The sequence below is a fragment of the Simplicispira psychrophila DSM 11588 genome, from assembly GCF_000688255.1.
GTDB classification, from domain to species: domain Bacteria; phylum Pseudomonadota; class Gammaproteobacteria; order Burkholderiales; family Burkholderiaceae_C; genus Simplicispira; species Simplicispira psychrophila.
This window is the reverse complement of sequence record NZ_JHYS01000003.1, coordinates 263,165-275,141: the sequence shown is the minus strand read 5'-3', so window position 1 is coordinate 275,141 and position 11,977 is coordinate 263,165. Positions and strand designations below refer to the sequence as shown.

At 59.1% G+C, this 11,977-nt stretch carries 9 protein-coding genes; 6 read left to right on the top strand and 3 right to left on the bottom strand.

Annotation, left to right across the window (positions count from 1 at the left end):
* Positions 1-118: 118 nt before the first annotated feature.
* From dapC to Q390_RS0105110, 6 genes are all read left to right on the top strand, one after another.
* Positions 119-1,333: a succinyldiaminopimelate transaminase gene (gene dapC, locus Q390_RS0105135; protein WP_027995103.1), complete on the top strand. Its 1,215-nt coding sequence runs from the start codon at positions 119-121 to the stop codon at positions 1,331-1,333.
* Positions 1,330-2,154, top strand: a complete 825-nt coding sequence (gene dapD / locus Q390_RS0105130; RefSeq protein WP_027995102.1) for a 2,3,4,5-tetrahydropyridine-2,6-dicarboxylate N-succinyltransferase — start codon at positions 1,330-1,332, stop codon at positions 2,152-2,154. Before dapC ends, dapD begins: the two co-directional genes overlap by 4 nt.
* 49 nt (positions 2,155-2,203) lie before the next feature.
* Positions 2,204-3,373: a PilT/PilU family type 4a pilus ATPase gene (locus tag Q390_RS0105125; RefSeq protein ID WP_027995101.1), complete on the top strand. Its 1,170-nt coding sequence runs from the start codon at positions 2,204-2,206 to the stop codon at positions 3,371-3,373.
* A gap of 18 nt (positions 3,374-3,391) precedes the next feature.
* The gene (gene dapE, locus Q390_RS0105120; protein ID WP_027995100.1) at positions 3,392-4,576 is read left to right on the top strand and encodes a succinyl-diaminopimelate desuccinylase; all 1,185 of its coding nucleotides are present in this window, start codon (positions 3,392-3,394) and stop codon (positions 4,574-4,576) included.
* Positions 4,573-5,505: a 50S ribosomal protein L3 N(5)-glutamine methyltransferase gene (gene prmB, locus Q390_RS0105115; protein WP_027995099.1), complete on the top strand. Its 933-nt coding sequence runs from the start codon at positions 4,573-4,575 to the stop codon at positions 5,503-5,505. The genes dapE and prmB overlap by 4 nt, the downstream gene beginning before the upstream one ends.
* A gap of 98 nt (positions 5,506-5,603) precedes the next feature.
* Positions 5,604-7,667 (top strand): ABC-F family ATP-binding cassette domain-containing protein, encoded by a 2,064-nt coding sequence (locus Q390_RS0105110; protein ID WP_027995098.1) that lies wholly within the window; start codon positions 5,604-5,606, stop codon positions 7,665-7,667.
* 431 nt (positions 7,668-8,098) lie between these two features.
* On the opposite strand, the gene phbB is transcribed toward Q390_RS0105110, so the two are convergent.
* From phbB to Q390_RS0105095, 3 genes are all read right to left on the bottom strand, one after another.
* Positions 8,099-8,836, bottom strand: a complete 738-nt coding sequence (phbB, locus tag Q390_RS0105105; protein ID WP_027995097.1) for an acetoacetyl-CoA reductase — start codon at positions 8,834-8,836, stop codon at positions 8,099-8,101.
* Between the two features lie 131 nt (positions 8,837-8,967).
* Entirely contained in the window at positions 8,968-10,146 is a 1,179-nt protein-coding gene (locus Q390_RS0105100) for an acetyl-CoA C-acetyltransferase (protein ID WP_027995096.1), read from the bottom strand.
* A gap of 34 nt (positions 10,147-10,180) precedes the next feature.
* Entirely contained in the window at positions 10,181-11,881 is a 1,701-nt protein-coding gene (locus Q390_RS0105095; RefSeq protein ID WP_027995095.1) for a PHA/PHB synthase family protein, read from the bottom strand.
* Between the last annotated feature and the right edge of the window lie 96 nt (positions 11,882-11,977).

The window sequence follows — 11,977 nt, the reverse complement described above, 5'->3', positions numbered from 1 at the left end:
GCAAGACTGACGACCTTTCGGCGCCACTTGGCATCTTTTGCGGTGTGCTTGCCCAGCATTCTGCTCACACAGCCATGTACCCTTCAGACAAGACAGGCATCCGCGATAATTGCGCCCCATGAATCCTCTGCTCCCTTTATTGCAGCCCTATCCTTTTGAGCGGCTGCGACAGCTTTTTGATGGCATCACCCCGCCGCCCCATCTGACGCCGATCAGCCTGGGGATGGGTGAGCCGCGCCATGCTACCCCGGCATTCATCAAAGAAGCGCTCACGGCAGGTTTGGGCGGACTGGCCAGCTATCCGGTCACCGCCGGCGAGTTGCGTCTGCGCGAAGCGTTTACCGGCTGGATCGGTCGGCGTTATGGGCTGGCGCTGGACCCAGCGACGCAGGTGCTGCCGATCAATGGCTCGCGGGAAGCACTGTTTGCCTTCACCCAGACCATCGTCGATCCAACGCAAAAAGACCCTGTCGTGGTCTGCCCCAATCCGTTCTATCAAATCTACGAAGGCGCCGCCTTGCTGGCCGGGGCCACGCCCTACTTTGCCCCCAGCGACCCAGGGCGCAACTTTGCCGTCGACTGGGACAGCGTGCCCGAGTCTGTCTGGCAGCGCACACAACTGCTGTTTGTCTGCTCACCCGGCAACCCCACCGGCGCCGTGATGCCGTTGTCCGAGTGGGAAAAGCTGTTTGCCCTGTCGGACCGCCATGGCTTTGTGATTGCGTCAGACGAGTGCTATAGCGAAATCTATTTCCGTGACGAGCCACCGCTGGGCGGTTTGGAAGCCGCCGCCCAACTGGGTCGCAGCGACTTCAAGAATCTGGTGTCCTTTACCAGCCTGTCCAAACGCAGCAATGTGCCGGGGCTGCGCAGCGGTTTTGTTGCGGGCGACGCCGCGCTGATGCGGGCGTTTTTGCTCTATCGCACCTACCACGGCAGCGCCATGGGTCTGGCGGTGCAAGCGGCCAGCATCGCCGCCTGGAGCGATGAGCAGCATGTCATCGACAACCGTGCCCAGTACCGCGAAAAATTCGCCCAACTCACGCCCCTGTTGTCTGCCGTGATGGAGGTGCAGCTGCCTGACGCCGGCTTTTACCTGTGGGCGCGCGTGCCCGAGCAACTGGGGCTGAGTGACACCGCATTCGCCCAACAATTGCTGAGTCAATACAATGTGACGGTTTTGCCTGGCAGCTATCTGGCCCGTAACGTGGCAGGGGTCAATCCTGGCGCACAGCGCGTGCGCATGGCCCTGGTGGCCGAAACCCAAGAATGCGTGCAAGCGGCACAACGCATCGTTCAATTCATCCAATCTCACTCCATTCCCTCCCCATGAGCCACTCTCTGCAAAGCACCATCGACGCCGCCTGGGACGATCGTGCCCATTTGTCCCCCTCCAATGCCCCGCAGGACGTGCGTGACGCCGTTGAACAGGTCATCACCCAGCTCAATAACGGCGAACTGCGTGTCGCCACACGTGAGAGCGTGGGCCAATGGACGGTGCACCAGTGGATCAAGAAAGCCGTGCTGCTGTCATTTCGCCTGTCCGACAACGTCCTGATGCGTGCCGGCGATCTGGGTTTTTACGACAAGGTGCCGACCCGTTTTGGCCACCTCAGTGCCGAAGAAATGGCCGCCACCGGCGTGCGCGTGGTGCCGCCCGCCGTGGCACGGCGCGGCAGCTTTATTGCCAAAGGCGCCATCCTAATGCCCTCTTACGTCAACATTGGCGCCTATGTCGATGAAGGCACCATGGTTGACACGTGGGCCACGGTCGGCTCTTGCGCCCAAGTCGGCAAAAACGTCCACCTGTCTGGCGGTGTCGGCCTGGGCGGCGTGCTCGAACCCCTGCAGGGCAACCCGACCATCATTGAAGACAACTGCTTCATTGGCGCGCGCTCCGAAGTGGTCGAGGGCGTGATCGTCGAAGAAAACTCGGTCATCAGCATGGGCGTGTATCTAGGCCAAAGCACACCGATTTACGACCGTGCGACGGGCGAAATCAGCTATGGCCGCATTCCGGCTGGCTCGGTGGTCATCAGTGGCAGCCTGCCCAAGGAAGGCGGCAAATACAGCATGTACGCCGCCATCATCGTCAAAAAAGTGGATGCCAAGACCCGTTCGACGACCAGCCTGAACGACCTGCTGCGCGACTGAGGCAGGCACGGCGCAGGCATCCGTACTCCATTACGACAAAAGAGACACCATGAGCACAATGGAGCGCATCCTGCGCCTGATGGCCGAAAAAAAGGCCTCGGACGTTTACTTATCGGCGAATGCGCCCGCCCTCATCAAGATCAATGGCGAGTGCGTGCCGATCAACAACCAAATTTTGCCACCCGATGCGCCGCGCAATCTGTTGGCTGAAGTGGTGCCCCCCAACCGCATTGAGGAACTGGAAGAATCCGGCGAGCTGAACATGGGCGTACCCATCAAGGGGGTCGGGCGTTTTCGCGTCAGCGCCATGCGCCAGCGCGGCACCTATGCGGTAGTGGTCCGCTTCATTTCGCAAGATATTCCCGATTTGAATGCCCTGAACCTGCCGCCGATACTGGGCGACCTGATCATGGAAAAACGCGGTCTGGTGCTGGTGGTCGGTGCCACCGGCTCAGGCAAAAGCACCACGCTGGCAGCCATGATCGACCGGCGCAACAGTCTGCAGACGGGGCATATCCTGACCATCGAAGACCCGGTGGAATTCCAGTTCAAGAACAAGAAATCCATCGTCAACCAGCGCGAAGTCGGCAGCGACACGCAATCGCTGCAAATGGCACTGAAAAACGCCCTGCGCCAGGCGCCCGATGTGATCCTGATCGGCGAAATCCGTGACCGCGAAACCATGTCGGCGGCGATTGCCTATGCGCAGTCGGGTCACCTGTGTCTGGCCACGCTGCACGCCAACAACAGCTACCAGGCGCTCAACCGCATCCTGAGTTTTTACCCAGTCGAGGTGCGCGCCACCATGCTGGGCGACCTGTCCTCCGCCCTCAAGGCCATCATTTCACAGCGCTTGGTGCGTACGGCTTCGGGTGGTCGCGTGCCCGCTGTAGAAGTGCTACTCAACACCAAGCTGATTTCCGAGTTGATCGAAAAAAGCGATTTTTCCAGCGTGCGTGAAGCCATGGAAAAATCCATGGCTGAAGGCTCGCAAACTTTTGAAGAAGATCTAGCGCGTCTGATCATGGAAAATCGCATCGACCGCAAGGAAGGTCTGGCCTATGCCGACTCGCCGACCAATTTGATGTGGCGCCTGCAAAACGACTTCTCTCTGGCCAGCAACACCGCCAGGGCCCAGCAGGCCGCGCAAAACGAAAAAAACGAGGACGAAGAGCCTTCGTTCACTGAAATTGTGCTCGACGTCAAGTCGGGCGCCTGATCCCCCTCCTCCTTTCTGATGTCCCGTACCCTGACTCTGGCTGAACAGCTCATTTCCTGCCCCTCCGTCACCCCCGACGATGCTGGCTGCCTGCCTTTGCTGGCCGGACATCTGCAAACCCTGGGCTTTGCCTGCGAAACCATGGACAGCGGCCCGGCCACGCTGCGGGTTAGCAATTTATGGGCAAAATGGCCTGTAACGCAGACACATCAAGCGCCTTTAGCTATCAAAACGATAGTTTTCGCCGGCCATACCGACGTCGTTCCGACTGGGCCGTTGGCGCAGTGGCGCAGCCCGCCGTTTACGCCGACGCAGCGCGACGGCAAGCTGTACGGACGCGGCGCCAGTGACATGAAAACCTCCATCGCGGCGTTTGTCGTCGCTGTGGAAGAGTTTCTGGCCGCCACGCCCAAGCCACTGCTCAGCATTGCCTTCTTGCTCACCAGTGATGAAGAAGGGCCCTCGGTCGATGGCACCAAGATCGTGATCGAGCAGCTCAAGGCGCGGGGCGAACAGCTGGACTATTGCATCGTTGGCGAGCCTACGGCCGTCAAGCGTACCGGCGACATGATCAAGAATGGCCGACGCGGCACGCTCAGCGGCAAGCTGACAGTGCGTGGCATCCAGGGCCACATTGCCTACCCCCAGCTGGCGCGCAATCCCATCCATGAAGCCGTACCCGCATTGGCGGAACTGGCCAGTACGGTATGGGACCAGGGCAATGCATTTTTTCAGCCGACCAGCTGGCAGATGAGCAATATCCGCGGCGGCACCGGCGCCAGCAATGTGATTCCGGGCGACGTCACCATCGACTTCAACTTTCGCTTCAGCACCGAGTCCAGCGCTGAAGCCCTCAAGCAGCGCGTACACGCCGTGCTCGACCGCCATGGTTTGGAGTACGCCTTGCAGTGGACGCTGGGCGGCCAACCCTTTCTGACCACACCGGGCGAACTGGTGGTTGCTGTACAGCAAGCTATTGCCGCCGAGACTGGTCTGAAGACCGAACTGTCCACCACCGGCGGCACCAGCGACGGCCGCTTCATTGCCACCCTGTGTCCGCAGGTGATTGAATGCGGCCCACCCAATGCCAGCATCCATCAGATTGACGAGCACATTGCCCTTGCCGACATCGAGCCGTTGAAAAATATCTACCGCCGCACCTTGGAAAATCTGCACGCGCAAGCGCTGGCAGCACAGGCATGAGCACCTCCCCCTCGCCCCACCTCCCGGCCCTGCAGGGCGACACCGTCGGCAGCCTTATTGCCTCAGGCACGCAGTTACTGCAAGCGGCGGGCGTTGCCTTTGGCCATGGCACCACCAATGCCTTTGACGAAGCCGCCTGGCTGGTGCTGTGGCGTCTGGGCCTGCCGCTGGACGCGCCGCTGGGCGATGACATTGATTCAGTACAAAATCAGGCAGTAACCCCCGCTGGACAAGCGCTGGTAGCTACCCTTTTTGCAGAGCGCATTACTACCAGAAAACCCGCCGCCTATCTGACGCGCGAAGCCTGGCTGCAGGGCGTGTCGTTTTATGTCGATGAACGCGCCATCGTGCCGCGCAGCCTGATTGCCGAGTTGATCGGCAATGGCGACTTTGACGACTGGCTGGGCGAGCACACGCAGCAAGTGCTGGACTTGTGTACTGGCAATGCCAGTTTGGCCGTGCTAGCCGCGCTGGCCTGGCCGGAGGTGCAGGTGACCGGCGCCGACATTTGTCCCGACGCGCTGGCCGTGGCGCGGATTAATGTCGATCGCCACCACCTGCAAGAGCGCATCACTTTGCAGCAAAGCGATGGCTTGGACCACCTGCCCGGCCCGTGGGACCTGATCATTTGCAACCCGCCCTACGTCAACGCCAGCAGCATGGCCGCCCTGCCGGACGAGTACCGCGCCGAGCCGGTGCTGGCGCTGGCCGGCGGCAGCGATGGCATGAATTTCATTCGCCATCTGTTGCACGCAGCCCCTGCGCACATGACCGAAAACGCTATTTTGGTGCTAGAAATTGGCAACGAGCGTGAATTTTTTGAAGCCAGTTTTCCGCAGCTACCGGTGTTCTGGCTTGAAACCAGCGCCGGTGAAGACCAAGTCCTGCTGGTCACCTGCGACGCCCTCAGCCGCTTTCTTTCCTCTTGATGCTTTCTTCCTGAAGCGCCTCACGTCTTGGGGTCTTCCTGATTCCTGTTTTCTGTTTCCTGGCATGGCGTGCACCCACGCATGCCCTTTAATTTCTCATGATCACTCTTAAAAACGTCGTCTTGCGCCGCAGCGCCAAGGTGTTGCTCAACAGCGTTAACGCCACCATCAATCCCGGAGAAAACGTCGGTCTGGTCGGACGCAATGGCGCCGGCAAGTCCAGCCTGTTTGCGCTGTTCAACGGCAGCCTGCACGAAGACGGCGGCAGCTTCAACATTCCGGCGCAGTGGCGCATGGCCCAAGTGGCGCAGAACATGCCCGAAACCGACGAGCCCGCCACCGACTTTGTGGTGGCTGGTGACACACGCTTGGTCGAACTGGAGGCCGCACTGGTGCAGGCTGAAGCCGACGATGACGGCATGGCCATTGCCCACGCCTACACCGATCTGGCCGACGCGGGCTCCCACGACGCCGTGCCGCGCGCCCAGGCACTGATTCTGGGCCTGGGCTTCAAGGTGTCGGAGCTCGACAAGCCGGTCAATAGCTTCTCGGGCGGCTGGCGCATGCGCCTGCAATTGGCGCGCGCGCTGATGGCGCCATCTGACTTGCTGCTGCTGGACGAGCCGACTAACCACTTGGACTTGGATGCGCTCGTGTGGCTGGAGGCGTGGCTCAAGCGCTACACCGGCACGATGATCGTCATCAGCCACGACCGCGAATTTTTGGATGCCATCACCAACGTCACCCTGCACATCGACAACGCACAGTTGACGCGCTACGGCGGCAACTACAGCAAATTTGAAGAACTGCGCGCGCAGCAGCTGGAGCTGCAAGGTGCCAGCTTTGCCAAGCAGCAGGACAAGATTGCTCACCTGCAAAAGTTCATTGACCGCTTCAAGGCCAAGGCCAGCAAGGCCAAGCAGGCACAAAGCCGCGTCAAGGCCATCGAGCGCATGGAAAAAATCGCGCCGGTGCTGGCCGATGCCGACTTCACCTTTGAATTCAAAGAGCCAGCCAACTTGCCCAATCCGATGCTGGCCATCAGCGATGCTTCTTTTGGCTATACGGCCGAAGACGGCAGCAGCAAAACCATTCTGCAAAACGTCAGCCGCAGCGTGCTGGCCGGCCAGCGCATCGGTATTTTAGGTGCCAACGGTCAGGGTAAATCGACCTTGGTCAAGACTATTGCCCGCACCATGAATGCGCTGGCTGGTACCGTGACCGAGGGAAGGGGTTTGTCGATTGGCTACTTTGCCCAGCAAGAGCTGGACGTGCTGCGCCCGCACGAAAACCCGCTGGAGCACATGGCGCGTTTGGCACGTGAACTGGGCCCCAACAGCCGTGAACCCAGTCGCGAACAAGACTTGCGCAGTTATTTGGGCACCTTTAATTTCAGTGGTGACATGGTCAAGCAAAGCGTCGGCAGTATGAGCGGCGGCGAAAAAGCCCGCTTGGTGCTGGCGATGATCGTTTGGCAACGCCCGAATCTGCTGCTGCTGGACGAGCCTACCAACCACCTGGATTTGGCCACGCGCGAGGCGCTGTCGATGGCGTTGAACGATTTTGAAGGTACCGTGATGTTGGTCAGCCACGACCGTGCGTTGCTGCGCGCCGTCTGTGACGAATTCTGGATGGTCGGGCGCGGCGCCGTGGGCCCCTTCGATGGCGACCTGGACGACTACCAACGCTATCTGCTGGACGAAGCCAAGCGCCAGCGCGAACTGGCCAAAACCGAAGCCGCCGCCGACAACCTGGCCGCCAAAGCGGCGGCGAGTGTGCCCGCCGTACCAGCTACCACCGCAAAAATAGCTCCTGTTTTAGTAGCTAATACCGGAGAGCCTATAAGCGCTACAGGCCAAAATGACCTAAAAAAATCAGGGGATGGCCGCGAACAGCGCAAACAGGAGGCTGCCCTGCGCCAGCAGCAGCTGGAACGCCTGCGCCCACTCAAACGCGAACTGGAGCAAATCGATCAGCGCTTGGCCGCACTGAGTACCGAAGGCGCTGCCCTGCAAGAGCGTCTGGCGCAAGCGCTGGCGCCGGCCGACATCGCAGACGGCGGTCGGCGCCTGAAAGCCATCAGCGATGAAACGGCCACGCTGGAAGAGCGCTGGCTGGAGTTGACCGGGCAAATAGAGGCGGCATCGGCCGTTACCGCTTGAGCAAAAAACGGGCACTGGTGTGAGGGTGCCGGTGCGATTGCATTTTTTTGTGCTGCCGTTGTCAACGCAGACGTCGCGGGTCACGTTGTAGTTTCATCACCGGAACTTATCCAAATGACTACCATGATTACCACCTCCATCCTCACCGCTTGGCCTGAAGACGAACGCGATCGCAAGCGCGCTCCTGCTCGCTGCTGATTCCAACTGGGCGCCCACAAGCGCTATAAAACACTGTCCATGCCAGAATATCAGCTTCTGGCTAACCCAAAACCCGCTGTTGCGGGTTTTTTGCTGGGCGCTGCACAGTCATGGAGTAACAACTGCGCTATAAAAGTCAGAACACGACAAAGACAGGCGTAAAAAAACCGCCCAAAAATGGACGGTTTTTTGAAGGCTTGAGTGCCAACCACCGAGGCGGGCACTATAAAGCTTTAGCTCATGTGCAAACCACCATTCACGGCAAACTCAGCACCGGTCGCGTAGCCGCCCTCTTCCGAAGCCAGCCAGGCAATGATCGAGGCGATCTCGCTCGGCTCACCCAGGCGCTTGACGGGCACGGTGGCAACAATTTTTTCCAGTACGTCGGGGCGAATGGCTTTGACCATCTCGGTGCCGACATAACCGGGGCTGACGGTGTTCACAGTCACGCCCTTGGTTGCCATTTCTTGGGCCAATGCCATGGAGAAACCATGCATACCGGCTTTGGCAGCGGAATAGTTGGTCTGACCAGCTTGGCCCTTGGCACCGTTGACGGAAGAGATGTTGACAATACGGCCCCAGCCCTTTTCCACCATATCTGCCACCACTTGCTTGGTGACGTTGAACATGCTGTTGAGGTTGGTTTCAATGACGGCATCCCAGTCTTCGCGGGTCATTTTCAAGAACATACGGTCGCGCGTGATGCCGGCATTGTTCACCAGCACATCGATGCTGCCGTGATCCGCCTTGGCCTTGGCAAAGGCGGCGACGGTGGAGTCCCAGTCACCCACATTGCCCGCAGAGGCGTAGAAGGTATAGCCCAGCTCGGCCTGTTCAGCGATCCATTTGGCATGGTCGCGTGTGGGGCCGCAGCCTGCTACGACAGTGAAGCCTTCTTTGTGCAGGCGCTGACAAATGGCGGTTCCAATGCCGCCCATGCCACCAGTGACGTATGCTACTTTTTTACTCATTCAATTGCTCCTTGTTAGTTCTCGGTGACAGACTCCACTCTAACCAGAAAATCCCCTGCTAACGAGAAGGAAAACACTAAGGTGATAAAGACAGTGTTTCTGATTGAAGTCGTTCTGCCAAAAGATACTGCTTAACGCTCCAGCGCCATGGCGACACCCATGCCGCCGCCAATGCACAGCGCGGCCAAGCCTTTTTTGGCGCCTTGGCGCTGCATCTGGTGCAGCAACGTCACCAAAATGCGGGCGCCAGATGCACCAATCGGGTGGCCGATGGCGATGGCGCCACCGTTGACGTTGACCTTGGAGGGGTCAATGGCCAGTTCTTGATTGACAGCACAGGCCTGTGCAGCAAATGCCTCGTTCAGCTCAAACAGGTCGATGTCGTTGGTGCTCCAACCGGCGCGTTGCAAGGCTTTGCGCGTGGCAGATACCGGACCCATGCCCATGGTGGCCGGATCCAGGCCGGTGGTGGCAAACGAGGCAATCCGTGCCAGCGGCGTCAAGCCCAGGGCGGCGGCCTTTTTGGCGCTCATCACGACCACGGCGGCGGCGCCATCATTCAGGCCCGAGGCATTGCCAGCGGTGACGCTACCAGCTTTGTCAAAGGCCGGGCGCAGACCGGCCAACACGTCGGCCGTGCTCTTGCGATTGAGGTATTCATCGACATTGAAGACGACGGGGTCGCCTTTGCGCTGCGGAATATTGACACCGACGATTTCATCGGCAAAGCGGCCAGCGTCTTGCGCAGCAGCCGCTTTTTGCTGACTGGCCAGTGCCAGTGCGTCTTGCATCTCGCGCGTGATGGCGTATTGCTTGGCGACATTTTCAGCGGTAATACCCATGTGGTACTGGTTGTAGACGTCCCACAGACCATCGACGATCATGGTGTCGGTCATTTTCCAGTCGCCCATGCGCTGGCCATCACGCGAGCCGTTGAGCACATGTGGGCTGGCGCTCATGTTCTCCTGGCCGCCAGCGACGACGATTTCGTTGTCGCCAGTCATGATCGATTGCGCAGCCAACATGACCGACTTGAGGCCCGAGCCACACACGGCATTGATGGTGAGCGCTGGCGTTTCTTTGGCAATACCCGCCTTGATCAGGGTTTGACGCGCTGGGTTTTGGCCCAGACCAGCTGTTAGCACTTGGCCCAGGATAACTTCACTGATCTGATCGGCAGGTACGCCGGCGCGGGCCAGCGCCTCGCGTACAGCAATGCTGCCCAACTCTGTGGCGGGGATCTTGGCCAGCGCGCCGCCAAATTTTCCTACTGCCGTACGGGCGGCGGAAACGATAACGATATCTTCCATTGTAAAAATCCTGTGATGAGAGAGGAAAAACGCGTCAGGCTTTTTGCTTGACGTAGCGGCCGGGAGCCGGCTCGATGGCCTTGAACTTTGCGCCCTTGCCATAGGTCTTGGGGGCGGCAATCAATTTACCGCTGTGCTTTTGCAACCAGGACGCCCAATCCGTCCACCAGCTGCCCGCATGCTCCTGGGCACCGGCAAGCCAGGCATCCAGCGATGCGGGCAGTTGGCCGTCATCGCGTGTCCAGTGACTGCGCTTGTTTTTTGCGGGGGGGTTGATCACGCCAGCAATATGGCCCGAAGCGCCCATGACAAAGCGTTTTTCGCCAGGCAACACCTGTGTGGAGGCGTAGGCGGAATTGATCGGCACGATGTGGTCTTCGCGCGAGCCGTAGATATAAACCGGCAGCGTGACCTGGTTCAGATCAATGACTTCACCGCATACCGTCAGCTTGCCGGGCTTGATGAGGTTGTTTTCAAGGTACATGTTACGCAGGTACCAAGCATAGAACGGTCCCGGCAGGTTGGTACTGTCGCTGTTCCAGTAGAGCAGATCAAACGCCGGCGGGGTTTCGCCCTTGAGGTAGTTGCCCACCACGTAGTTCCAGACCAGATCGTTGGGACGCAAAAAGCTGAACGTCGATGCCAGATCCTTGCCCTTCATCAGGCCGCCCTGGCCCATTTCCATTTCACGATACTTGACCGAGGTTTCATCGATGAACAGGTCAAGAATGCCAGTATCGGTAAAGTCGATCAGAGCGGTCAGGAAGGTGGCGCTGGCGACAGGCTCGCGGCCCCGTGCTGCCAGTACGGCCAAGGCGTTGCTCAGGATGGTTCCGCCAACGCAAAATCCCAGAGCGTTGATCTGCTCAGCCCCAGATATTTGCTGCACTACGCTGATGGCTTCAATTGCGCCGTCTTCCACGTAATCGTCCCAAGTGGTTTGCGCCATCGACATGTCCGCATTGCGCCAACTGACGACAAAAGTGCGCTGCCCTTGGCTGACGGCATAGCGCACGAACGAGTTTTCAGGCTGCAGATCGAGGATGTAGAACTTATTGATGCACGGCGGAATGAACAGGAACGGACGCTCGTGCACTTTGGCGGTCAGAGGCTTGTATTCGATGAGTTGGAACAGCTCGTTTTCGAACACCACCGCCCCTTCAGTGGTGGCGACGTTGTGGCCTACTTCGAACAGGCTCTCATCGGTCATCGATACATGGCCCTGACCGATATCGTGCAGCAGGTTTTGCAGTCCTTTGGCAATGCTCTCGCCTTTGGTTTCAATGGCTTTTTTCTGGGCTTCCGCGTTGAAGGCCAGAAAATTGCTGGGGGCCATGGCAGCAACCCATTGCTCGACACCAAAACTGATGCGAGCCCGGGTTTTGGCATCCGCATCGACTGCATCTGCCAAGCCCATGAGGGTGCGGGCGTTGAGCAGATAGGAGGCGGCCGAGAAAGCTGCGACAGGATTTTGGGCCCAACTCTCGCCGCTAAAGCGCTTGTCGCCCTCGACCTTGGGGGCTCCTTGCATACCTTGGGTCCACAGCTCGCGCGCCTGGTCCATATATTGCTGCTGCAGGGCCTGGATTTTTTCTGGTGAAAATTTCACTTGGGGCTTGGCAGTGTCAGCCGAAGCGCCTATGCCCTGGAATGACTCCAGCGCTCGTGACCAGCTATCACCAAAAACTTGCTGGAATTGCTGGGCACTTTCAGCCCAACCAGAATCAGAACTCATGCGGCCTCCTGAGATAACGGAAAATCAGCCCGGCGCTGGTTTTTTGCTCCGGGCATTGCTAGTTACAAGACATCGTAACGCTTCCACCCTTCTAAT